16 protein-coding genes and 1 pseudogene are annotated in these 23,460 nt (G+C 67.2%); 7 read left to right on the top strand and 10 right to left on the bottom strand.

Going from position 1 to position 23,460, the window contains the following annotated elements:
- Positions 1–64: 64 nt before the first annotated feature.
- Complete coding sequence (locus E0500_RS39705) at positions 65–1,138, bottom strand: sugar ABC transporter substrate-binding protein (protein ID WP_131558079.1); 1,074 nt, start codon at positions 1,136–1,138, stop codon at positions 65–67.
- Positions 1,139–1,873: 735 nt separating this feature from the next.
- Between E0500_RS39705 and E0500_RS39700 the strand changes: the two genes are divergently transcribed.
- On the top strand, positions 1,874–3,769 hold the full coding sequence (locus E0500_RS39700; RefSeq protein ID WP_131558240.1) for an RICIN domain-containing protein: 1,896 nt from the start codon (positions 1,874–1,876) through the stop codon (positions 3,767–3,769).
- Between the two features lie 689 nt (positions 3,770–4,458).
- Here E0500_RS39700 and E0500_RS39695 read toward each other — a convergent pair.
- From E0500_RS39695 to E0500_RS39680, 4 genes are read right to left on the bottom strand one after another with little or no spacing between them, the layout of a single operon-like run.
- Entirely contained in the window at positions 4,459–5,406 is a 948-nt protein-coding gene (locus E0500_RS39695) for a carbohydrate ABC transporter permease (protein WP_131558077.1), read from the bottom strand.
- Between the two features lie 13 nt (positions 5,407–5,419).
- Positions 5,420–6,322 carry a carbohydrate ABC transporter permease gene (locus E0500_RS39690; RefSeq protein ID WP_131558076.1) on the bottom strand — a complete coding sequence of 301 codons (903 nt, stop codon included), beginning with the start codon at positions 6,320–6,322 and terminating at the stop codon, positions 5,420–5,422.
- 12 nt (positions 6,323–6,334) lie between these two features.
- Entirely contained in the window at positions 6,335–7,600 is a 1,266-nt protein-coding gene (locus E0500_RS39685) for an extracellular solute-binding protein (RefSeq protein ID WP_165934829.1), read from the bottom strand.
- A 2-nt stretch (positions 7,601–7,602) separates the two neighbouring features.
- Positions 7,603–9,069: an alpha-L-fucosidase gene (locus E0500_RS39680; protein ID WP_131558072.1), complete on the bottom strand. Its 1,467-nt coding sequence runs from the start codon at positions 9,067–9,069 to the stop codon at positions 7,603–7,605.
- Positions 9,070–9,250: 181 nt separating this feature from the next.
- Between E0500_RS39680 and E0500_RS39675 the strand changes: the two genes are divergently transcribed.
- The 5 genes from E0500_RS39675 (at position 9,251) to E0500_RS39660 (ending at position 14,483) form a co-directional block, all read left to right on the top strand.
- A complete protein-coding gene (locus E0500_RS39675; protein WP_131558070.1) occupies positions 9,251–10,111 on the top strand; it encodes an AraC family transcriptional regulator in 861 nt (286 codons plus the stop codon).
- A 195-nt stretch (positions 10,112–10,306) separates the two neighbouring features.
- Positions 10,307–10,435 carry a hypothetical protein gene (locus tag E0500_RS44635; protein ID WP_258573774.1) on the top strand — a complete coding sequence of 43 codons (129 nt, stop codon included), beginning with the start codon at positions 10,307–10,309 and terminating at the stop codon, positions 10,433–10,435.
- A 149-nt stretch (positions 10,436–10,584) separates the two neighbouring features.
- Complete coding sequence (locus E0500_RS39670) at positions 10,585–10,872, top strand: hypothetical protein (RefSeq protein ID WP_131558068.1); 288 nt, start codon at positions 10,585–10,587, stop codon at positions 10,870–10,872.
- Positions 10,873–11,451: 579 nt separating this feature from the next.
- A complete protein-coding gene (locus tag E0500_RS39665) occupies positions 11,452–14,238 on the top strand; it encodes a glycosyl hydrolase (RefSeq protein ID WP_181587382.1) in 2,787 nt (928 codons plus the stop codon).
- A gap of 23 nt (positions 14,239–14,261) precedes the next feature.
- Positions 14,262–14,483 (top strand): hypothetical protein, encoded by a 222-nt coding sequence (locus tag E0500_RS39660; protein ID WP_181587381.1) that lies wholly within the window; start codon positions 14,262–14,264, stop codon positions 14,481–14,483.
- Between the two features lie 409 nt (positions 14,484–14,892).
- Here the strand turns inward: E0500_RS39660 and E0500_RS39655 are convergent, their stop codons facing one another.
- The 5 genes and pseudogenes from E0500_RS39655 to E0500_RS39635 form a co-directional block, all read right to left on the bottom strand.
- Positions 14,893–16,203: a glycoside hydrolase family 30 beta sandwich domain-containing protein gene (locus tag E0500_RS39655; RefSeq protein ID WP_131570898.1), complete on the bottom strand. Its 1,311-nt coding sequence runs from the start codon at positions 16,201–16,203 to the stop codon at positions 14,893–14,895.
- Between the two features lie 168 nt (positions 16,204–16,371).
- Entirely contained in the window at positions 16,372–17,763 is a 1,392-nt protein-coding gene (locus E0500_RS39650; RefSeq protein ID WP_131570896.1) for a glycoside hydrolase family 43 protein, read from the bottom strand.
- A gap of 74 nt (positions 17,764–17,837) precedes the next feature.
- A pseudogene (locus tag E0500_RS39645) lies at positions 17,838–18,038 on the bottom strand (hypothetical protein); the annotation flags it as partial.
- A gap of 226 nt (positions 18,039–18,264) precedes the next feature.
- The gene (locus E0500_RS39640) at positions 18,265–19,182 is read right to left on the bottom strand and encodes a PHB depolymerase family esterase (RefSeq protein ID WP_165935223.1); all 918 of its coding nucleotides are present in this window, start codon (positions 19,180–19,182) and stop codon (positions 18,265–18,267) included.
- Between the two features lie 144 nt (positions 19,183–19,326).
- On the bottom strand, positions 19,327–20,982 hold the full coding sequence (locus tag E0500_RS39635; protein WP_181587380.1) for a glycoside hydrolase 43 family protein: 1,656 nt from the start codon (positions 20,980–20,982) through the stop codon (positions 19,327–19,329).
- Positions 20,983–21,390: 408 nt separating this feature from the next.
- On the opposite strand from E0500_RS39635, the gene E0500_RS39630 reads away from it, so the two are divergent.
- Positions 21,391–22,416 carry a LacI family DNA-binding transcriptional regulator gene (locus tag E0500_RS39630; protein WP_131570894.1) on the top strand — a complete coding sequence of 342 codons (1,026 nt, stop codon included), beginning with the start codon at positions 21,391–21,393 and terminating at the stop codon, positions 22,414–22,416.
- Positions 22,417–23,460: the final 1,044 nt, after the last annotated feature.

The following is a 23,460-nucleotide window of genomic DNA, read 5'->3' as shown; positions in this document are numbered from 1 at the left end:
CGACCACCCTTTCTTCCCCGCTCCCTGGTCCGCGGATGGTGCCTCCGGCACCACCGGTGCCGGATCAGTCAAGGTTGTTGCCCCACAGGGACTTGTCGTCGCTCTTGAGGCTGGGAACCCCGCCGTAGGTGCCGCCGTCCGCGGTCACCAGCGGCGCGGAGAGCTGGTCCTCCAGCAGACCGTCACGGACTTGGATGATGGTGCTGTCGTGATCGGTCCTGCCGGGCTTGAACGTCTTCCCGTCGATCGCGGCCTTCAGGTAGTACAGGGCGTACTTGGCGTAGAGGTCGGCGGGCTGGGAGACGGTGGCGTCGATCTGCCCGGCGGCGATGTCCTTGAGCTCCTCCGGAATGCCGTCGTTGGAGACGACGAACACGTGCTTCTTGTTCTCCGGCCCGACCAGCAGGCCCTTCTGCCTGAGGACCTGGAGGGTGCCGGACAGCGCGAAGCTGGACTGCATGTAGATGCCCTTGATGTCCGGGTGGGCGGTCAGCCGCGTCTGGAGTTTCTGCGCGGCGACGGCGCCGTCCCAGTTGGTGGCCTCTGCGAAGACCTTGATGTCCGGGTAGTTCTTCTTCATGCAGGAGTTGAACGCCTCGGTGCGGTCACGGCCGTTGATGGAGGAGAGATCGCCCTGGAGCATGACGACCTTGCCCTTGCCGCCGAGCTTGGTACCGAGGTACTGGCAGGCCTTCTCGCCGTAGGCGCGGTTGTCGGCCCGGACGACCATGTAGACCTTGCCGGTGTCGGGGCGGGTGTCGACGGTGACGACCGGTATCTTCTTGGCCTCCATCTGGGCCAGGGTCGGGGCGATGGCCGCAGTGTCCTGGGGGGCCATCGCGACGCCCTTCACCCCCTGGCTGATGAACGTCTGCGCGTTGGCGGTGAGCTTGGCGACGTCGTTCTGCGAGTTGGTGGTCTTCAGCTCCAGGCCGAGTTCCTTGCCGTACTGCGGTGTGTACTTGATGTACGAGTTCCAGAAGTCGGTGTCGGAGCGCGGGTAGTCGACGCCCACCAGCGGATTGCCGCTCACCGCGGACCCGGACCCGGAGCCGGAGCCCTCGCCACAGGCGCTGAGCAGCGCCAGGGCCGAGAGGGCGGAGGCTGCGGAGCAGAGAGCAGTTCTGAGTCTCGTCATTGTTCCTCGCACTGATCTGGTGGACGGCGGGCGATGTTGCGCCTACGTGAAGGGATGGGCCACACCCCTAGAGAGATGGGATGTATATATAGATCGAAGTCGAGGTCGGTGTCCAGACTCTTGACGAGATTGCGATAACTCTGCAGTTCCAAGCCTCTTCCAGGCAACCAACAGCCCTCATGGGCAGGGAATCCATCCCATCAATGCCAGCGGGTCGCCGATGCGGCACCGGCCGCGCGGGAACCGGGGTTGAGCCCTGCGGACGACACCGGCCGGACCGGCGGCAACTCGGCCGTCAAGGCGGCTCACGCATCGTCGGGGCGGCGTTGGCGGTGACCACCAGGCCCACCCACCGCGGAGAGTGACCGCGCGCAAAACCCCAGGTCGCCAACCCGGCCGGACTCAGCGCCCAATTGACCGGCCGATGCGATGAGACGCCGTACACCACGCCCGTGGACGCGACCTCAGGCCTTCCCCGGGCGGACAACAGACATGTGATGTCTGAAGCGAAACGGATGCGAGACAAGCGGTCGAATCTTGAGCAAATCACCCAAGCTTCATGAGGATTCATCCATGCAGGAGGGTTGACCGGCGCAACACACCGATGAGATTCATAGGACGCATCCGCCCCTTGCCCCTCACGAGTCTCTTGGGGGGAGGGGACCCCGCCCCACTCGCGGCGGCACGACAGACTGGGAGTGACAAGTGTCAGGACGACTGTCCCGCAGACGGTTCATGGGTGTTGCCGGCAGCGCCGCCCTCGCGTCAACACTGCCCGCCATTCCGGGCATCGGGCAGCTGAGCCACGCCGCGGCCGCCACTGCGCAGGACAATCTGAGCAGGCTGGTCGACCTGCGTTTCGGCATGTTCAACCACTTCAACCTCGGTACGTTCACCGACGAGGAGTGGGCGGCACCGCACCAGGACCCCGCGCTCTTCGCTCCGACGGCCGTCGACTGCGCCCAGTGGGCCGCCGCGGCCGCGGCGGCGAAGATGAGCTACGGGGTCCTCACGACCAAGCACCACGACGGCTTCTGTCTGTGGCCGACCGCGTACAACAAGCAGAACGTCGCCCACAGCCCGTACAAGCACGACATCGTCGCCCAGTACGTCGACGCGTTCCGGGCCAAGGGCCTCCGCATCGGCTTCTACTTCTCCATCTGGGACCGCACCCACACCGTCGAGGCCTACGACTCCCGCCACGGCGTCGGCAGCGACGAGGCCATACAACCCGCCGACCTCACCTACATCCTCGGCCAGATCACGGAACTGCTGACGAACTACGGCACCATCGACATGCTCGTCATGGACGGCTACGCGTGGCAGATGGGCCAGCAGGCCGTCTCCTACCAGCGCATCCGTGAGCATGTGAAGTCGCTCCAGCCGGACATCGTCATGGTCGACCACGGCGCGCTGTCCGTGCCCTTCCTCGGCGACGCCATCTACTTCGAGGAGCCGCTCGGCATCACCGCGCCCGCGGGCAACACCTACGCCGCGCTGCAGGGACAGACCATCAGCAACGGCTGGTTCTGGCACCCCTCCACCCCGACCGAGAGCCTCATGAGCAAGTCGGCGATCCTCTCCCACCTGGCCGACCTGGAACCGAAGTACACCTCGTTCGTCCTCAACTGCCCGCCCAACCGCGACGGTCGGCTGGACACCAACATCGTCAACCGGCTCGCCGAGGTCGGCTCCGCATGGAACCCGGACCTCTCCCGGCCTCCCCTGCCCGCGCAGCCCCTGCGCGTCGAACGTCCCGTGAACCCGGTGAGCGCCTACGCCACCGGCTTCCACACCGGCGAAGGGCCACTGAACGCGATCGACGGACTCAGCGACCGCGGCTTCGAGACCTGCTGGTCCACGTGGAGTCTGTCGCTGCCCCAGTCGATCACCATCGACCTCGGCGGGGTCTGGAGCAACGTGTCCTGCCTGGAGTACCTGCCCAAACAGTGGAACCGCACCGGCTCCACCGACGGCGACATCACCTCCTACTCCATCTCCACCAGCACCGACGGCACCACCTTCACCCAGGTCAAGGAGGGCACCTGGGCCGCGGACCGCACCCTCAAATTCACCGAATGGCCCGCCCGGAACGCCGGCTTCGTCCGCATCCAGGTCAACGCCGCCAGCGGCGACTACGCCAACATCGGCGGCCTCCGCATCGGCGGTCGCACCACCAAACCGAAACTCCGGTCCACCACCCTGCCCGGCAACAGCACCGCCTACCGACTCGTCGCCCGCCACAGCGGCAAGGTCGCCGACGTCGCCGGCGCCGCCAATGGCACCAAGGTCCTCCAGTGGTCCTGGAAGAACACGGCGAACCAGAAGTGGACCTTCACCAGCACCGGAGACGGCTACTACAAGATCCGCAACGTCAGCAGTGGCAAACTCCTTGAGGTCGCCGGCCTCTCCCGCGCCGAAGACGGCAACGCCGACATCTGGACCGACGCCAAGGCACCACAGCAACACTGGGCCATCACACCCACCGGCGACGGCCACTACCTCCTCACCAACCGCTTCAGCGGCCTCTCCCTCAACGTCCACGACGCGCTCACCGCCGACGGCACCGCCGTCGGACAGCGGACCTACATGTCGCAACAGCAACAGCAGTGGCGGATCATCCCCTCCTGACCGTCGGCCCGTCACCGGGCCCGGCCATGCCATCACGCGGCTCCCCGCCTCCGAGTGAGGCGGGGAGCCGCACACCTTTTCCCGGCGAGAAGCCTTGTCGTCCCGCACACGGCAGAAGCCGCCAGCAGTTCAAACACCTGGCCGACGGCGCCGCCCGGGAGCAGATGTCCCATCGCTCAGACCCGATGCAGCCGACCCGTGAGCGTGTTGAATCGCTGGTATGTGGGGAACCTGGGAGCAGGCGGGATCAGCCTTGGGCGCGCGGAGGAGCCAACCAGCAGCGTCAAGCCCGCGCAACAGTGACGATCAGGCGCCAGGTACCTTCCGATGTGCCGCTTCGAGCTTCGTGTGCGGTGGGTACCGCAGTGCTCTCGTCCGGCTCGGGGAGACCGGCCAGGAACAGCGTCACGTCGTCGTCATGGGCTGCCAGGTCGGGCATGAAGGCCCCCGACCAGGCAGGACGACGGCCTGATCGAGGAGCTCCGCGTCCACAGGAGCGCCCTTCAGCACGGCGGTCCCGGCAGTTTCACGGGCGCCCGCCCACCGCGGCGGGTGGCGCAAAGGGCCGACTCGAAGGCACAGTCTTCGGTGGTGAGGACAGGCGCCACGCACCCGGCAACGGCCCGGCCGCCGCGACGGCGGTCACCGCGTCCGGACCGCCGATCGCCGCTCAACTTCTGCTTCGCCGCCTACGACTTGCCGCCGGTCGTGGCGACGCCCTGGACGAAGAATTTCTGCGCGACCAGGAACAACAGGATCACCGGAGCCACGGTGACACAGCTGGCCGCCAGCAACCTGCCGTAGTCGGCGGCGTACAGACTCTGGAAGAAGTTGATGGCCACGGGCAGCGTGAACTTCGAGGCGTCGGTGAGGAAGATCAGGGGTCCGAAGAAGTCGTTCCAGGAGGCGACGAACTGGAAGAGGGCGACAGTGATCAGGGCCGGTCTGGACAGGGGCAGCGCGATGAAGGCGAACTGGCGCAGCCGGCCCGCGCCGTCCATGCGGGCCGCCTCGAAGAGCTCCCTGGGGATGCCGAGGAAGAACTGTCGCAGCAGGAAGATGTAGAAGGCGCAGCCCACCCCCAGGAAGCTCGGCACGGTCAGGGGGAGATAGCTGTCGAGCCAGCCGAGCTCCTGGTAGATCGCGTAGGACGGGATGAGGGTGATGAACGGCGGCAGCATCATCGTGGCGAGCAGCGCCGCGAAGAGCGGGCCGCGGGCACGTGAACGCAGATGGGCGAAGGCAAAAGCGGTCATGGAGGAGCACACCAGGGTCCCGATGGTGGAGACGACGGCCACGAACAGCGAGTTGCCGAAGTACCGCCACATGGACACCCCGGCAGCGGAGGCGGAGAAGTTCCGGCCGTCGATGTTCTCGGGCCACAGCCGCGGGGGGTAGGCGGCGATCTCGCCGGCGTCCTTGAAGGCACCGGAGAGCATCCACAGGAAGGGCAGGATGAAGAAGAAGGCAGCGATGCACAGGGGGACGTAGAGCGGGACGAGAGCTACGCGGCCGCGGGTGAGGGGCAGCCGGAGCGTGCGAGCCGAGGCGGCGCCCGGGTCATTGCCCGGATCCGCGTTCGCCGGCGTTCCGGTGGCTGTCGCGGGCGCCCCGGCGGATGTGCGGATGTCTGACATGGTCCGGTGCCTTTCAGGAGCCGAGGTAGTGGACGTGGCGGCGGGAGAACCGCAGCACGGCGACCGTGAGCACCACGACGATCAGGAACTGCACCCAGGCGAGCGCGGAGGCGTAGCCGACGTTCGAGTACGAGAACGCTTCCTTGAAGAGGTACAGGCCGAGGAAGTAGGTGGAGTGCTCGGGTCCGCCATCAGTCATCACAAAGGGCTCCGCGAACACCTGGAGCGAGGAGATCAGGCCCATGATCACGTTGAACAGGATGACCGGGGACAGCAGCGGCACGGTGATACGGATGAACCGCTGCCACCAGCCGGCGCCGTCCACGAGGGCCGCGTCACGCAGTTCCACGGGGACGTCCTGGAGCCCCGCGAGAAAAATGATCATCGCGCCCCCGGTCGCGGTGAGGCTCATGAAGACCAGTGCGGGTATCGCCCAGGTAGTGCTGGAGAGCCAGTCGGGGCCGTCGATCCCCACCGCGCCCAGCAGGTAGTTGAGGATCCCGGCCTGGGGGTCGAACATCCACTGCCAGACCACGAAAAGCGGCACGCCGGTGACGATGGCGGGCAGGAAGAACACCGTCCGGAAGAACGTGCGTCCGATGACACGGGTGTTGACCATGGCCGCGAGGGCCAGAGCCACCACGGTGCCGAGGACCACCCGGGCCCCGGCGTAGAGGAAGGTGTGCCCGAGCGAGGGCCAGAAGTCCAGGTCCGTGGTGAACAGCACCCGGAAGTTCTGCAACCCGATCCACTCCGACGCGGTGACCCCGTTCCACCGGGTGAAGGCCGCATACAGCGAGAACAGCATGGGCCCGAGGGTGAGGCCGAGGAGGCCCACAAGCCAGGGCGTCAGGAAGAGCCAGAAAGCCGCGGACTCCGAGTGCCGCAGTCTCCGCCAGCGTGTCGTCACGATCATGTCTCCGCTCACTCAGGCACGCAGGATCTGCGTGCCCCGTTCCTGCAGCACCTGAAGTACGTCCTTGACCGGAACTCCCCGGCTCTCCATGGCCTCCACCTGCTGAGTCAGCAGGTCCCAGACCTTGTTGAACAAGCCACCCTGGAAGGCCACGACCTGCTGCTCCATGCCCTCGATCATCCGGTCCCAGGGCAGCGCCCGGTCGGAGGCGGACAGGTTCCGCTGCCACTCCTTCGTGGCAGTCCGCAGCGCCGGGGTGCCGAGCCGTCCCAGGAGACGCTGGACCTCGGGGTCGGTGGCCATGAAACTGGCGAAGTGCCAGGCCTCTTCCTTGCGCTCCGACCCCTCGAAGACCGCTACGTTGTTGCTCTGGAAGGTGCCCTTCCACTCCTTCGGGTACGGCGCGACCCCCCACTCGAACCGGTCGCCGATCTCGCGGTTGAGGCCGGTGAGCGAGTACCCGAGGAAGGTGTCCATCGCGAACAGGCCGCTGGAGAACCCCGCCGCGTAGTCGCCGCGTCCTGCCGCGGGCATCGCGCGCCGGGTGCGGACCAGGTCGTACATGAGGTGGAACGAGGAGACCATGCGGTCGTCCGTGGCGGTCATCTTCCTGGTGACCGGGTCGAAGGGAAGACCGCCGTGGACGGTGGGAACGTCGTAGATCAGCGGGTCGGCGAACCCGTTGCGCATGCCCCAGGTGCGGCCGTTGCCGTAGCCGAATGTCGCCTCCGTGGCCATCTCGACGAAGTCGCGCTCGCGCCAGCCGTCCTGCGGCGGGCCGATACCGAGCTTGTCCAGCAGGGTCTTGTTGTACGTGACGCCCTTGGGGTAGACGACCAAGGGCAGGCACAGCACCTTGTCGCCGATCCGGGCGGGATTCAGCGCACCGGGCACCCACTGCCCTTCGTCGACGCCGTCGCGCCGGATGAACGACGAGAGGTCGGCGTAGGCGTTCAGCTCACTCAGCCCGGACACCCAGCTCTCGGCCACGATCATCACGTCGGGCGCGGTGCCGGCACGGAACATCAGCGGTAGCCGGCGGAAGAAGCCCGAGGGGTCGGCGTAGGTGTAGCTGATCCGCCTGCCGGGGTTCTTGCGGCGGTACTGGGCGACGATCTGCCGGAATATGCCGATGGAGACGGTGTCGCCGTGGAAACCGAAGACCAGGTCGCCCTTGCGGCGGGACGCGCCGCAGGCCGTCATGCCCGTGGCAGCCGCTGCCGACATTCCCAGTGCGGCACCCGCGCGCAGCAGCTTCCTTCGTGTGACCGTGGACATATTCATCTCACCTCGATGGCCAGGCAGCTGACGTAACGTGTGGGGGCTCGGTCGGGCAGGTCCACCACCAGTTCTCCTTCCGGGTAGACCTGGTGGTGGTCGACCGGTCCCGCGCCCAGCAGCCGCACGGACGCGATCTCGGTGTCGGGGCCGAGACTGCGCACGATCGCCCGGCGGTCGCCGGGCCAGGCCATCTGGAAGGCGTAGACGGTGTTCCCCCGCCGGGTGAGGCGGTAGTCGGCCTCGGTCCACGCCACACGTTCCTCGCGGAAGCCGTCCACCACGACGGCGCTGGGCCCTTCGGCTCCGTCCTGGAACGGCCTGGTCCCGTGGACCGCCTCGCCACACACGTCCATCCACACGGCGAGTTCCTTCAGCAGGTGCCGGCACTCGTCGTCGATGCTGCCGTCCGGCAGTTGGGGCACGTTCAGCAGCAGACTGCCGTTCTTGGCAACGATGTCGACGAGGAGTTCGATGACGTGGGCGGGGGTCTTGTAGACGGAACGCACGTCGTAGAACCAGCCGCCGAGGCAGGTGTCGGTCTGCCAGGGCACCGGGGAGACCGAGGATTCCTGGCTGCGCTCCACGTCCAGCACCCCGATCCGCCGAATCTCTCCGTGCCGCTCCTTGTGGGTGTAGACCGCCTGGTTGCTGCCGTCGTGGCGGGCCGCACTGCTGTTGTACAGGTGCGCGGCCGCCCGTAGTCCGGGGGCCATGCCGGCCGTCCCGAAGGGAGGTGCTCCGTCGGAGTAGAGCAGGTCGGGCTCGTACAGATCGATCATCTCGGTGACCAGATCCAGCCAGCGCTCCTGCCAGCCTGCGTCGGCCGCGTACCAGGGGACGACCGGATCAGGGCGTCGGCCGGGCACGAAGTGTTCGTGGTTACGCAGATAGAGGTCTTCGAAGGCGGGGTCGGTGCCGTCGTAGGGGACGCCGGCATGGGGTCCGGTGGTGTCCGCTCCCTTGTTCACCGACCACCAGCTGAACGCGGCCCCGAGGTGTTCGGACAGACCGAAACGCAGCCCCCGCCCCCGTGCCGCCTCACGCCACAGTTTCACCACGTCCTTGCCGGGACCGACCTCAGCGGAGTTCCAGCGGTGCAGCCGGGAGGCGTAGTTGAGGAAGTTGTCGTGGTGGGAGGCCAGGGCGACGAAGTATCGGGCGCCGGCCCTGACGTAAAGGTCCATCAGCTCGTCGGGGTCGAACCGCTCCGCCTTCCACAGGCCCACCAGGTCCTTGTAGCCGAATTGGGAGGGGTGGCCGTAGGTCCGGACGTGGTAGCGGTACTGAGGGGACCCCTCAATGTACATATTGCGCGCATACCAGTCGCCGTAGCGCGGCACGGACTGTGGTCCCCAGTGGGACCAGATGCCCAGCTTGGCGTCCCGGAACCAGTCCGGGCACTCGAACGTCGACAACGATTCCACGGTGGGCTGGAAGGGGCCCGTCGCGACTGGTCCTTCGGGCATGGCGAGATCACCTCGACGAGAGCCGTCCTGGTTGGTTTCGGAGGAATGTAGAAGGCCTCCGACACCAAAGCCAATGGTCAGAAGTTGATTTCGCTGGTCTGTTCTCACCTTCCGGTTCGAGATCAGAACTTCGCTCGCATGCCTCTGGCCGGACCTCGCCGACGCTGTGTAGCGTCGCCCCATGCCGGATCGGAAGGCGTCCGCCTGGAAAGTGCCCCTCACACATCCGCCCCTCATCGCGGACCTGGGCATTGGTCTGCACGGCGTGGACAGCCCCGTCGACGACTGGTGCCTGCCCGACCTGTGGTCCCTTCACCTCTACGGGTACGTGGGCGAGTTGGAGGTGTGCGGCGCTGCCATGGCGATCGCGCCGGGCCTTGTCAGCCTCGTCCCACCGGGAGTCGCCACGCGCTACCGCTACCGGGGAAAGTCGCGCCACTTCTTCGCCCACATCCGGCTGCCTGGACTCCCGGACGAGGACTCGCCCGAGCTGCCCGTGATGCTGGACTGCGGAGCCGATCTGCATCGTGTCCAAGAACGGTTCCAGACGGCACTTGAGGCCCGTACCCGATTCCCTCAGCTCGCGCAGGCCGAACTGTGGAGCCTGCTTCACTATCTGGCGGCCCGTCAGGCATCTCGCTACAACGAGGCGTCCGGCCTCCACCCCGCCATCCGCTCCGCGCTCGCCCACATCGAGGCACATTTGACCGAACCGATCAGTGTCGCATCACTCGCCACAGAAGTGGGGGTATCGCACAACCACCTCACACGGCTCTTCCGCGCCCAGCTCGGCACCACTGTCGTGGCCCACATGAGGAAGCGCCGGATGAACCGTGCCCATCACCTGCTGACGCGTACGGCGCTCCCGGTCAAGACCATCGCCCCGATGGTCGGGTTCAGGGACCTGCAGACTTTCAACAAGGCGTTCCGCAAGGTGTACGGGATCGCCCCCCGGTTCGCCCGGGACCACGTCGTGAGCCAGACCTCAAACCAGGACGACACACGTACGACGCGCCTACACAACGCCGTCACGGACCTATGAGGTGCCAGGCCCCGGCCGGTCCCTCTTGACCAGCGAGGATCAAAGCGAGGATTCGAACGAGCGCGGCGACCTTGTCGTGAGTGGCGGCCCGGTCGGCGCTGTGACCGCCGGACCACCACCCAGTACGAGACCTGACCGGGCGGTCCAGCGGGCAGCCGCTCTCCTCGCCGCCGCCTTCGCGATCCCGCTCGTGGTGTGGCTGGTGCGGCCGACCGCGCCCCGAGCCTGGCCAAGGACATCCACCCCGGGTTCGTCGGCCTGATCCTCGCCACGTCCGCCGTACTCCTGGTCACCCTGTGCCGCGCCCGGACGCACCGTAACTGAGAGAGGAAGAACCACCATGCTGAACACCACGCCATCGGGCACCGACCGCCCATCCCGACGCTCCGAGCACCAAGGCCGACCGCATAGGCCGGGGCCTGCTGGTCATCGACGCCGTCGCGACCGTCGGCGCCCTCGTCAACGGCATCGTGATGATGACCGACGCCGCCGATGACCGCATCGTCATCGAGTCGTGGCGGACGTTCGAGTACGTCGTCTTCGCCGGGCTGTGGACCGTCCTCGCCCTCTGGCCGCGCAGGATCCCCGGTCTCTTCGAACTGGTGCTCTTTCAGAAAACCGCCGTGACCGTACTCGCCTTCGCCGTCTGGGGCGTCCCCGAAAGCCGGGTGCCCGATAGGGCACAAGGGCGCATTCGGGCCTGCGCCGGGAGCTCAGACACCAGCGCAGGCCGACTGTCGCGGCATCTGCTCGGCCCATAGCCGAGCAGAGCCGTCCGGGGGCACGCCAGGATCGCCATACCAGCTTGCGAGGGTGTTCCGTCTTCACGACCTGCTGCAGTCGGCCGTTGGCGACGCACGGCTTTCCTCCACACACCCTCATCCCTTCCGGAAACCACTCCAGGCGTCGTCGTCCAGCCGCGCACACCTGGGCATGCTGCACACGCAGTGCATCCACCGCCGCCGATACGGGGCCGAAGCGCCGCGGACGATCGAGACGGGTCCACGCTCCGTCAGGGCCGCGCTCGTGTCCGGTCCGGAGGGGCCGCCCAGCTCCGGCGGGCGCGCCCAGACCGGCGGTCCCGGAGGTGACCGGCCCGCCGGCGAGCCGCTTCGCAGCGGGAAAGCCAAAGCCGGAAGGCATGCACGACTCTTGACGGGTGCGCGAAGAGCAGCATAGCGTCAAAACACCTGGACTTGAATCGTTTCAATTCATGAAGTGCAGCGGTGGAACCTCTTCTCGCAGCCGGTGCCGGACGCCCCTGAGTCACGCCTCCGCCCCTTCACCGACGAGCTGTACCGAAAGAGCCGCACCAGCATCCTTCTCCGCAAAGGCTGAACATGAGCAACAGACTGAGCCGCCTCGCACCACGTGCACCTCTGTCCGGACTCGCCGCCTGCACGGCGGTCCTGGCTCTCACGGCCGGCACACTCGCGGCCAGTACCCCAACGGTCGCCCACTCGGCGCAAGAACCGGCGCCCACTCCCGTCCGGCACAGCGCTGACGGCGGAAACTTCGCGAACCCGGGCATGGCGGAAAGACCGTTGTACCGGTTCTGGGACACCGGCGGCCTGATGACCGAACAGTCGATCAAGGAACAGGTGCGGCAGATGAAGGAGTCGGGCGCCGGCGGCCTGGAGGCCAACCAGCTGACGCAGGTACTGGAGAAGGCGCCGGGCTACGACCCGAAGACCATGAGCTGGGGTACTCCGGCGTGGACGCGCGCGCTGACCGAGTTGCTGCGGGCGGGCAAGGCGGCGGGCCTGCGCGTGGACCAGATCTACACCCCCGGCTGGTCGGCAGGCACCCAGACCGTCACCCCTGACGGGCCCGGGTCCGCCAAGGAGATCACCTTCGGCCGCCAGTGGCTCGATCCGGGTGAGACGTTCACCGGTCCCGTCCCCGCCTCCGCGCTGCCTGCCGGGGTGACCGAGCGGGACCTCCAAGCGGTCCTCGCCTACCGGTGCGTCGACAACTGCGCCGCGTCGGGGGAGGCCGTGCCCGTCCTGGACCCCGACAGCGCCGTGGAGCTGACGCGCCACGTCGCCAACGGCCAGGTCTCCTGGACGGCCCCTCAAGACGGCCGGTATGTCATCGTGGGCGCCTGGATGGCCGGTACCGGCCAGACCGTCGCCCTGGCCTCCACCCCGTCGACCACGTACCTCGTCGACCACTTCTCGGCGTCCGGCTTCAGCGCCGTCAAGGACTACTGGGAGAGCAAGGTACTCACCCCCCAGCTCCGTGCCGCGATGAAGAACAGCGGCGGTTCCATGTTCTTCGACTCGCTCGAACTCAACCGCGAGGGCGAGCAGGTCCGTTCCTGGACCGCTGACTTCCTGCGGCAGTTCCACAAGCGCCGCGGCTACTCCCTAGTCCCCTACCTGGCGGCCGTCGGGACCAGTTCGCCGGCGTTCGACTTCTCCAAGGGCGTGGGTGAGCGCATCCGCGAAGACTACAACCAGACCTTGTCGGACCTGTTCCGCGACTACCACCTCAAGCCCCTCAAGACATGGGCCGCCGGTCTCGGACTGACCTTGCGCGGCCAGGCATACAGCTCCTGGGGGCCGACCTCCCTGGACCCGGCGGAGATGGCGACCGTCCTCGACATTCCCGAGGGCGAAGACCTGTCGTTCAACGACGGATTCAACGGCGGATACATCACCACCACGGGCTCGGACGTCTGGCGCTCCCTGTCCGGCGCGGCCGCCCAGGCGGGCAAGAACGTCGTCTCGACCGAGTGCTGCGCCCTGATGCCGAACGCCGCCATTCCCCGCCAGACCCTACTCGCCCACGTGAACCAGCAGTTCTCGGTCGGTGTGAACCAGATCGTGTGGCACGGCTGGGCCGACCAGTCACCCGGCGCGGCATCATCCTGGCCCGGCTTCTCCCCCTTCGGCTCACTCATCTCCGACGTCTACGGGCCGCAGAACCCCACCTTCGACGACGACAAGAAGACGAACGACTACGTCGGCCGGCTGCAGACCGTTCTGCGCAGAGGCGGCCTGCGCAACGACGTCGCGATCTACCGGGACGACTACGGCCACAACGCCGGCGGTGCCAACAGCCTCTACTTCACCGACCAGTCTCTGGCCAGGGCCGGCTACACCTACGGCTTCATGAACGACACCCTCGTCACCGACCCGGCAGCACGGGTCACGGACGGTCGCCTCGACGCCTCCGGGCTTGGCTACAAGGCCTTCGTACTGGACAACACCGCCAACGCCAACACCAACCCGACCCTGGACCTGACCAGCGCACGCCGCGTCCTCAGCTGGGCCAGGGCCGGTCTGCCCGTGATCGTCGTCGGCGACATCCCCAGCCGGGTACGCGGCAACCACCCCGCCCAGGACGCCGCGCTGCAGACCGTCAGCAGGCAACTGCTCGCCACCCGAGGGGTGCGGCAGGTGGCAGAAGAGAAGGACGTACTCGCCGCCCTGCGCCGCGCAGGCGTGCAATCCTCAGCGACGTTCGCCCAGCCCGCACCGCTGGTCACGCTGCACCGCAGCACCGCCGACACCGACTACTACTACCTGTTCAACTCCGGCGGCTCCACCGTGACCACGGACGTCACCCTGAAGGGCCACGGCAAGCCCTACCTCTACAACGCCTGGACCGGAACGGTAACCCCCATCGCCGAGCACACCATCGCCAAGGGCGCGACCACAGTCAACGTGAAGCTGAAGTCCGGCGACAGCACCCTGATCGCCGTCACCCGCGGCAACAGCGACACCCCGCGCACCCCTCGCACGGCCGCCACGTCCACCACCGCCGACCAGGTCCTGTACGACAGCCAGGGCCACCTCGTCGTCCGGGACACTCAGCCCGGCACCTACACCACCCGGCTGGACGGCAACCGGACGGCGAAGGCCGCCATCCCCCGCGTCCCTGCCCCCTCACCCCCACCAACTGGACACTCGACGCGACCTCCTGGCAGGCAGGCTCCAGCCCCAACGACACAGACAAAACCGCCCTGGCCCCCATCAGCCTCAGGACCGACGCCCAGGGCAAGCTCCCCGACTGGCAGCACATCACCGGCCTGGACAACAAGTCCGGAACAGCGACCTACACCACCACGATCGACATCGGCCCCGGCTGGACCGGAGGAACCGGCGCCTACCTCGACCTGAACGACATACGAGGACTGGCATCCGTGACCTTCAACGGACGCGCCCTCCCCCACCTCGACCAGATCGACCCCAACGGAATCGACCTCCAGGGCTACCTCCGCCCTGGAAAGAACATTATCCAGGTCCACCTGAGCACCCTGATCGGCAACGCCGCCTACAACGGCCACCAGTCCTACGGCCTCCTCGGACCGATCACCGTGCGCCCCTACGGGCAGACCGACCTCCGCGTTCACACGGCCCAATAGACCTACAGGCCGAGCGCCACGAGTGGCCGTGTGACAGGCCGTGCACTGGGGCAAGCACGTTCCCGGTGCAGGAAGTCCGAGGCGATCGCCGTCTGCTGCCGGGCCAAAGTCACGCGACAGTACATCGAACTGCCCTCGCACTGGCCGCAGTACCTCGCTGACCAGGCCCGCGCCGACGGCTTGTCCGCCGACGGCGACCTGACGTATGTGCGACCGACGAGCGGCTGCGCGCCAGACGGAGGCCTACTTTCCTCGTCCACTACGGTCGGGCCGTTCCGGTGGCGTGCTGGTGACCAGCACGCCACCGGAACGGCCCCCGCTGCGTCCGGCTGGTGGTTGCTGCTCGACGGCACCGAGCGTGTGACCGGAGTCAAAATACTCCTGGATGCGGGAATGGCGGTGGTTCGCTTTACCCGGTCACGAAGGTCGTCACGCTTCGAGCGGGAAGCTGCCCTGTGAAGGAGCCGTTCGACATGGTGATCCTGCCCTGGGACGCGAGGTTCCTGCCTGCGTCCGTCAACCAGGACGTCACGCCGGACGAAGTGTTGTTCCGCAGGGTGAACTGCTGACTCACCTGCGAGGCCCCCTTGTTGATGGTGACGATGACAACCCGAGAGCCGCTGCCCCTGTACGCCGAGACGTAGACGTTCGACTGGGGATTCGATGTCGCGTCGATCCGCACATGCCCTGGGCGGACGAACTTCGAGAAGTGCGCAATGCTTGCGCCGCGCTTGCTGATCTGCCCGTCCTCCCGCATGGGGCCGTAGCCACGCCGGATGTACCACCACACGTACGCCTGGAACTCGGCATCCACCATGGCCCGGTGGATGTGTTCTCCAACGTCGAGCGCCTGGGGCCAGAGGTCGGCCGAATCACTGCTGTTGGGGTAGTAGACCTCGGTCATCCACAGTTCTTTACCCCCGCCCTTCTGCTTGAAGAGGGGGTAGGGGAAGTTCTGGTACGGCGTGCCGTAGAGGTGCGCCCCGAGAATGTCCAGGTTGGCGAGCGCTTGGGAATCGTTGAGGATCGGGTCCGAGAAGCTCTTCACGTACTGGAAGGACTCCGGGGCGATGACCTTGGTACTGATCGAGTTGGCGTTCTCCCGCAGGAACCGGATCATCTCGCTCGGAGTCCACCACGTCCAGTCATGCGCGTAGTCGGGCTCGTTCTGCACCGAGATGGCATACAGGTTCACTCCGTTGGTCCTCATGAATCCGACGAAGTCGTTCAGGTGCTGCGCATAAGCGCCGTACATGTCATATCGGAGGCGCCTCGCGTCGGCCTGATTGCCGCGGACGAAGGTCTCGACCATCTGAGCGGGGGGATTCCACGGCGATGCGATGACGGTCGCCCCGTGCTCGATCGCCCGCCTCGCCGTCGTCACCTCACGGCTCCAGTTGGCCCGGTCCTCGTGGACGGGGATTCTCAGCACGGAGAGCCCCAACTGCCCTTCGCCATTGCCGAATGCCGTGTCCCTCTGGGCAGGTGTCAGGTCGTTGATCCAGACCGTGTGGTTCATGCCACCGAAGCCCCGAATCGTCTGCCGCGCCGCCGACGGGTCGACGATCACATCGGCAGCCGCCGCGGATGGTGCTCTGGATGCTCCGACGGCCGGCGTCGCGGCCGCGAGGACCGGTAGGGCACTCATCGTCGCCAGAACGGACCTCCGGCTTGGAGATTTCGGCTCTGTGCCCATGGATTCATTTCGGTGTGACGTCATTGTTCCTCCTTCTGGACGTTGTCGTTGACCTGCGCTGTCCCGGTCGACCGGTCTCGGAACCACATCGCTTCACCTCGTCTCGCCAGGCCTGCCCACGCCCCGGCCAGGCCTGGCCATGAGGAAGAGGAGCTCTGGGGCGGGGATGTTGAGCCCTCGGGAACTGAGCGCTCAACGGGAGAACTGCCACCAGTTCACGTTGAAGAGGCTGCCGCTTCCGCCGCTGAACCGGAGGTAGAGATCGCGTGTTCCGGTGGCCCCGCTCACCGGGCAGGAGATGTTCACCCAGTTCTGCCAGCCGCCGGTGCCGGGAACGGCACAGGTGCCCACCAGCGGGCCGCCTGGGCCGTCCGTGCGTAGTTCGATGGTTCCGCCGCTGGCCGCGGAGGCCACTCTGGCGCTGAAGGAGCTCGCTCCGGTAGCGAAGCTGGCGCCCTTGACCTTGATCCAGTCTCCGTTGTCGATGTAGCCGAGGTTCATTCCGCCTTCGCTCGACGGCTCCGTCTCGACCCCGGAAGCCCAGGCGTTCGTCTCCGCCTCCTGGCGGACGAACGGGTTCAGCGTCCCCACCTGCGGCGCCCCGACGCTGGTCATGTTGATCGTCGGGAAGGTGCCGTCGGCGTTGTACTGAAACCTCTCCACGGCGACCGAGCGGGTGAAGCCGCTACCTCCGGGCAACGCCCCGTTGTGGTAGAAGAAATACGAGTTTCCGCGGAAGTCGATGACTCCCGGGTGGTTGGTGAAGCTGCTGCCCTGTGCGGGCATGATGGTGCCCCGATAGGTCCAGGGCCCAGTGGGGCCGGGGGCCGTGGAGTAGGCGATGGACTCCGCGCAGCAGTTCGCCGCGAACACCATGTAGAACAGGCCGTTGCGCCTGTAGACCCACGGCCCTTCCTCATAGAGGGTGGGGCGGTCCGGGTTCCCGGTGCGGCGTCCGAATCCCTCGACGGTGAGAGGTATCCGGGTTGGGCCGCCCAGGTAGGAGACCATGTCGGAGTTCAGTCTCACGTACCAGAGATTCGGATTGCCCCAGTAGAGGTAGGCCTGGCCGTCGTCGTCGATGAACACCGCGGGATCGATCTCGCCGTTCTCGACCAGCGGATGCCCCAGGGCGTCCCTGAAGGGGCCGGTGGGGCTGTTCGAGACGGCCACCCCGATGGCCATCCGCCCCGTGGCCCGGTTCGTCACCGGCACGTACCAGTAGAACTGGCCGTTCCTGGCCACGACGTGGCCAGCCCAGGCGTTGGCGCTGGCCCAGCTGAAGGCGGCGAGGCTCAGCGGCGAGCCGTGATCGGTCCAGTTCACCATGTCCGAGGACGAGAACACCCGCCAGTCCCTCATATTGAACCCGGTCGAGCCGTCCTCGTCGTGGCCCGTGTAGAGGTACACCCGGTCGTTGTGAACGATGGGCGCCGGGTCGGCGGTGTAGATGGTCTGGACGATGGGGTTGTCCGCCCGCGCCGCACCGCCTTGGAACAGGGTCATGACGAACAGCAGGCTCATCAGCCAGGCGACGGCGCGGGTGGATGTCGGGCGGGCCAGGAGCGGCGGTCTCGATGTCATGATCACTCCTCACGTGGTGGGTTCTCGCCTTGCCGGAGATGTGACGCGCGACTTGGCGCACGTTGGCTCTCCCCTCACTCGCCCACGGGCCGTCGGGACAGCGCCATCTCCCGGTGGACGGTCGACAGGGGCCGTAGCCGGTAGCTGTAGGTGTAGTCCCGGTCGGCGAACAGCTCGTACGCGTCGAGGGTGTGGGCGCCCCAGCTGCCGTTGCCGCCGACGCCCATCTGCCGGTGGTTCAGCCGCAGCACGACCTCCTGGTGTGGTGTCAGCTCGCCTTTCTGTGGCGCCCCACGCGCGAGGCATGCGGCTGCGCCGCGGATCAGCCCACCCAGAGGCGGGCTCGCATCTGAGGAACTCGCCCGGCAGCCGGGACGCGCGCTACCGAGCCCCCGCACCGTCGCCCTCCGCCCCACAAGTCCGGCTTCGCAATGCGAGTCATGCGAGCGTCCGGGGATGGAGCCCGGTAGTGAGCCACCCCCGGGTGCTCCTGCCGTGAGGCTAGAACTGCGTGAAGAACCTCCACGTCTCGCCGGGCAGCCAGGTTCTGGAGCCGCTGTCCCCGGGGGCTCCGTCCTGTGGCGCGGCGATGTGCCCGCCGTCGAACGCGGCCCAGACGACCGGACGGCCGGCCGCACATGACGAGTAGGTCGTGGAGATGTGCCTCAGGCTGCCCTGCTGCGGCTCGGGCGGGTTCTGGGCTGTGCAGCCGTTGTTCCTGACGAACCTGTCGCGAAGCGATCGTCCGCCGGCGATGTTGTCGCTGACGCCGTGCGCCGCGAAGTACGCGACGCCCCCGGTGCCGCCGGCGCACCCGCTGATCTGCCCGGGGGCGCCGTAGACCGCGACCGCGCGGAAGACGTTCGGTCGGGAGCAGGCGAGCGAGTAACTCATGGCGCCGCCATAACTGAAGCCCAGGGCGAACCGCCGCGTCGTGTCGGCGCAAAGGTCTCCCTCGACCCTCCTGAGGACGTCGTCGACGAAGGTCACGTCCTCGCCGCCGGCATTTGCCCAGGCGTTGTTGAGGCCCTGGGGTGCGACGAAGATGGTGCTGTTGTTCGCCAGCCGCTTGAGCCCGTAGTAGGCCCAGACATCCCGCTCCACGGTCTGCCCGGTAGAGACGTCGGTGGCGGTGCCGCCCCACCAGTGGAATCCCAGGACCAGCCGGTAGGGGCGGTTGCGGTCGTAGTTGTCGGGGACGTCCAGGATGAAGCTGCGGTTCTTGCCGCCGCTCTGAATCGTGTGCGTGCCGTCCTGGAGCGTCGGGGCCTGGCCGCACCCGGCGGCCGCCGACGCGGTGCCGGCGTGCGTGGCAGACGTGCCTTCGCCGTGACTGCTGCTCACCGCCGGGCCGCCCGTGGCCATGACGAGCGCCGCCGCGAAGGCGACAGGAGTGAGTAAGAGCTTACGCAGCGACATGACGTGACTCCGTATGGTGTTGAGCGATGGGCATGGGCATGTACTTCTCCCTTCATCGGGATGGAAAGCATCGTCGGACGTCTGAACTCGACGAGCCCGCGGTCACGTGAACGTCCGGCCGGGATCACCGGCGGGCGAACGCGTTCAGGGCGCGGTCAGTTCGAATCGACTGACGGTGACTGAGCCGCCGAGGGCTTGGGTGGCGTGGTTGAAGATGGCGTAGCGGTACCCCATGAAGAACTGCCAGGCGTTGTTCAGGGTGAAGGCGGGGCCGAGGGTGGTGTAGGTGGTGCCGTTAGTGCTGTAGGAGAAGCGGGCTTGGCGGCCGGTGCCGGGGCGGATGTCGGCGTTGGCGCGGAGCCAGATCCGGGTGCCGGTGATGGCCGTCGTAGCGCGTTCGGTGCCAGTGCCGGTGGTGTTCCAGTTGCTGTCCATGGTGAGGCCGTCGACCATGATCAGTCGGGTGGTGCCGTTGTCGCGTTTAAGGCCGATCCAGGCGGAGGAGTCGCGGAGCAGGGCGAGGCCGGCTCGATCGCCGTCGCGCATCTGGGCGTGGTCGAGGGCGATGGTGGCGGTGGAGGTGGGGCCTTGGATGCGGTGGGTGAGGGTGTTCCTGGCCCAGTAGAGGTCGTTGGTGATGGTGGCGGTGGTCAGGCGTAGGCCGTTGTTGACGGACCATCGGGTGTTGTCGGGGTTGTGGTTCCATTCCCAGGCGGGTTTGAGCGTGGTGCCCTGGAAGGTGTCGACGCCGGTGAGCGGTTCGACCTGGCGGGGTGGTGGGGGGAGGTCGGGGATGGTGTAGGTGGTGCCCCAAGCGCCGTTCACGAGTTGCAGCTGGGGCCAGCCGTCGGAGGTCCAGGTGACGGGCGCGAGGGCGGGGACGCGTCCGCCGGGATAGGCGTCGACGAAGGCCATGTAGTACCACTGACCGTACTGGGTCTGGACGAGTCCGCCCTGGTGGGGGACTCCGCCGCCGGGGACCGGTCCTGGCAGGTTGAGGAGCACCTGGCGCAGGGTGTAAGGGCCGAACGGGCCGGAGGTGGACTTGAGGATGTACTGGCCGTTGGCCGGGCGGGTGAGGAAGATGTAGTAGCTCCCGTTGATCTTGTAAAAGCGGGAGCCCTCCAGGGTTCCAATGCTGGAGGGGGTGGAGAACACTTGCTGGGCGCGGACCTGACTTCTGCCGTCGGGGGAGAGTTGGGCGACGCTGATCTGGGTGTTGCCGTAGGCCACGTAGAGGGTGTTGTCGGTGTCGACGAGCAGTCCGGCGTCGTAGTAGACGTTCGTCAGGTCGGCGTGCCGGGTCCAAGGGCCCTCGACCGATGTGGCGGTGTAGATGTAGGTGCGGGCGTAGTCGATCTGGCCCAGCCAGTAGAAGGTCCGGTTGCTCGGCCGGTAGGCCAGCGACGATGCCCACACGCCACGGACGTAGCCGCGGCCGCCGTTGAGGTCGTACTTGGCGCCGAAGTCCAGGCGCGGCACCGAGTGGCCGGCGAACTCCCAGTTGACCAGGTCGTAGGAGCGCAGGATGGGCGCGCCCGGCGAATAGTGCATCGTGGAGGCCGAGTAGTAGTACGTGTCACCGACCCGGATGATGTCGATGTCGGCGAAGTCCTGCCAGATCACCGGATTCGTGAACGACGCGGCGGCACCCGGAGGCTCCTGGGTCGCCGCACGAGGTGACGCCGCGTATGCCGACTGTGCGTTGACCAGCGGCATCGCAGCCCCCGCGACCAGTCCGGTGGCGGTCGCCAGCATTCCCCGGCGGCTGGGGAGGTACGGCTGTGCGGATGCGGACATGAGGATCACTCTTCTCGGCGAGCGGGATGGAGGGCTGGGAGATGCGCATGTGGCGCGGTTGATGCTCTCGGTGCCTGGCCGTCTGTCTCCACTGGGTGCTCACTTCGGCGTCCGTACCGTGAGCTCGGTGGGCGTACTCGTCATGGCCGTGGGGTTCGTCAGGTTGACGGCGGACAACAGCTGGAGCCCCGAGACAGACATGGGAGCGCTCCCATACGAGTGCACGCAGAAAGATCCCTCTTCATCGCGGGCTCCTCAGCGAATGATTTTGGGGAGTTCTACCGATCGTTATGGCGGTGAGAGGACCGTAGAAGCACCCCCTTGCATCGTCAAGCCCTGCGATCGCCCTTGTTGCGCGGCAGGGGTAACCTCTTCGAAAGAATCGGAGCGCGCCAGTACACTGCCTGTATGTCCTCAGCCGACGGCCGCCAGGGCGAACCGCTGACCATTGCACAGATCGCAAAGCGCGCCGGGGTCTCCGTGGCCACGGTCTCCAAGGTCGTAAACGGCCGTGCCGATGTTGCCCCCGGGACCCGCTCACTGATCGAGGACATCATCCGCCAGCACGGGTACCGGCGGCAGAAGACGGCGGGGCCCGCCGCCCTGCTCGAACTGGTTTTCCACGAGGTGCGCGGCCCCTACCCCACCGAGATCTTCCGCGGCGCCCAGCGAGTGGCCGCGGAACACCAACTGGCCGTGGTGGTGTCAGAGCTGCGGGGTAGCCACACTCCGGAGCAGGGGTGGGTCAAGGGCGTGCTGGCCCGCCGTCCGACCGGCGTCGTCTCGGTGTTCTCAGGGCCCAGTGACGAGCAGGCCGAACAGCTGCGCACCCGGGGCATACCGTTCGCACTCCTCGACTGGACCGGGGACCCCAACCACGACGCCCCGTCGGTGGGCGCGAACAACTGGGGCGGCGGCCTGTCGGCCACCCGGCACCTCCTGGAACTCGGACACCGGCGCATCGCCGTCATCACCGGCCCCGAACACATCCTGGCCAGCCGAGCCAGGCTGGACGGCTACCGGGCCGCCCTCGACATGGCCGGCATCCCGGTCGACCCTGACCTCATCCGCGTCGGCGACTTCCAGATCCTGGACGGGCTCAAGCACACCCGGGACCTGCTGCGCCTCCCTGAGGGGCCACCGACTGCCATCTTCACAGGCAACGACGGCCAGGCGCTGGGCGTGTACCGGGCGGCGGCCGAGGCCGGGCTACGCGTTCCCGAGGACCTGAGCGTCGTCGGATTCGACGACCTCTTCCCGAGCCAGTGGCTCACTCCGCCACTCACAACTGTGCGCCAACCGCTCGCCGAGATGGCCGCCACCGCCGCCGGCATGGTAATCACCCTCGCCCAGGGCCAGCCGCTTGAGTACGCACGCGCGGAGCTCGCCACCGAGCTCGTCATCCGCGACAGCACCGCTCCTTTTCGGGGCTGACAGTCGAATCCTGTCGGGAGTATTGACGCCGTTTGTGCTCTGCCTATCATCCATACTTGTCTGACACATCGACAGAAGTTCGGCATATCGAACACCGTTGTTGTGGGTGGATCGGTCCCTGCAGACCCCGCAAGCCGCCGCACCACCGTGTCGCGCACCATTTCACGCCGTACTCCATCCCGTTCCGGTATGGCTGCACCCAGGCGGCCCAGGCAGCGAGCCGTCCGAGGGCCGGGCGTCGCCGTGTGGTGAGCCCGCCGGCCGACCTCTGGGGTATCCATGCCTGCCGCACACCCTCCAAGCGCGTCTGCGCGCCGCACGCGCGGCCGTGGTTCTCTGGTTCAGCCGCGGCAGCCGCCCACTCGTCACTCGGATCTTCTACCCGCCACCAGCGCACGGGGCGGCAACCCGGAGAGCTACGCACCGCTGGACCGGCCCACTTTGCGGCCGGGGTTCGTCGCCGGAGCCGGCATTCCTCACAACCTCCAGGCACCCAGGCCAACAACCAGGACGTCTGCGCGGAGAACGCCGGTGCCGTCCCCGCTCACCCATCGCACGGCGATCGGCCCCCGTGGAGTCGTTCGACCTGATCACCGGCTGTTCCCCAGGGGAACAGGTTCGCTCCTCGCCAGCCCGCCAGAAGGGACGAAAGATGGATCACCCGATGCGGACGTGCTTGTGGCTCGCCCCGTTACGCCGACTCAGGGCGTTGGCAAGGCTGCTGGCCGCCGCGCTGATCGCCTCAGGGACGATCATCGCGTTGGCGGGCGCCGCCGAGATCGGCACCACGCTGGGCACCTCGGCGGCCGAGAGCGGCCGCTAATTCGGCGCAGCCATCGCCGCGAACAAGCTCAGCCACAGCGTGTGCACGACGATCCTCAATTGCGGGTTCAACAGCGTCACAGCCGAGAGCGAGAGGAAGGTGTGGGGCATCCGGGACAGCGACTCGTGGCGGACCGGCCAGAATCCGCCCTCAACAAGGGCACCACCCCGCCCCCACCTGGCGGGATCGACACCAACGCCTTACGAGCTGGTGAACCGCAA

Origin of the sequence: Streptomyces sp. KM273126, from assembly GCF_004337435.2 — a bacterium.
In the GTDB taxonomy this organism is placed as follows: Bacteria; Actinomycetota; Actinomycetes; order Streptomycetales; family Streptomycetaceae; genus Streptomyces; species Streptomyces acidicola.
This window is presented reverse-complemented; position numbering and strand designations above follow the sequence as displayed.

Coding starts and splice junctions, on each gene's coding strand:
- E0500_RS39680 (WP_131558072.1), bottom strand. CDS start 9,069: ATGCCCGAAGGACCAGTCGCGACGGGCCCCTTCCAGCCCACCGTGGAA.
- E0500_RS39700 (WP_131558240.1), top strand. CDS start 1,874: ATGGGTGTTGCCGGCAGCGCCGCCCTCGCGTCAACACTGCCCGCCATT.
- E0500_RS39675 (WP_131558070.1), top strand. CDS start 9,251: ATGCCGGATCGGAAGGCGTCCGCCTGGAAAGTGCCCCTCACACATCCG.
- E0500_RS39650 (WP_131570896.1), bottom strand. CDS start 17,763: ATGACATCGAGACCGCCGCTCCTGGCCCGCCCGACATCCACCCGCGCC.
- E0500_RS39655 (WP_131570898.1), bottom strand. CDS start 16,203: ATGACGTCACACCGAAATGAATCCATGGGCACAGAGCCGAAATCTCCA.
- E0500_RS39630 (WP_131570894.1), top strand. CDS start 21,391: ATGTCCTCAGCCGACGGCCGCCAGGGCGAACCGCTGACCATTGCACAG.
- E0500_RS39635 (WP_181587380.1), bottom strand. CDS start 20,982: ATGTCCGCATCCGCACAGCCGTACCTCCCCAGCCGCCGGGGAATGCTG.
- E0500_RS39685 (WP_165934829.1), bottom strand. CDS start 7,600: ATGTCCACGGTCACACGAAGGAAGCTGCTGCGCGCGGGTGCCGCACTG.
- E0500_RS39695 (WP_131558077.1), bottom strand. CDS start 5,406: ATGTCAGACATCCGCACATCCGCCGGGGCGCCCGCGACAGCCACCGGA.
- E0500_RS39640 (WP_165935223.1), bottom strand. CDS start 19,182: ATGTCGCTGCGTAAGCTCTTACTCACTCCTGTCGCCTTCGCGGCGGCG.
- E0500_RS39705 (WP_131558079.1), bottom strand. CDS start 1,138: ATGACGAGACTCAGAACTGCTCTCTGCTCCGCAGCCTCCGCCCTCTCG.
- E0500_RS39665 (WP_181587382.1), top strand. CDS start 11,452: ATGAGCAACAGACTGAGCCGCCTCGCACCACGTGCACCTCTGTCCGGA.
- E0500_RS39670 (WP_131558068.1), top strand. CDS start 10,585: ATGATGACCGACGCCGCCGATGACCGCATCGTCATCGAGTCGTGGCGG.
- E0500_RS39690 (WP_131558076.1), bottom strand. CDS start 6,322: ATGATCGTGACGACACGCTGGCGGAGACTGCGGCACTCGGAGTCCGCG.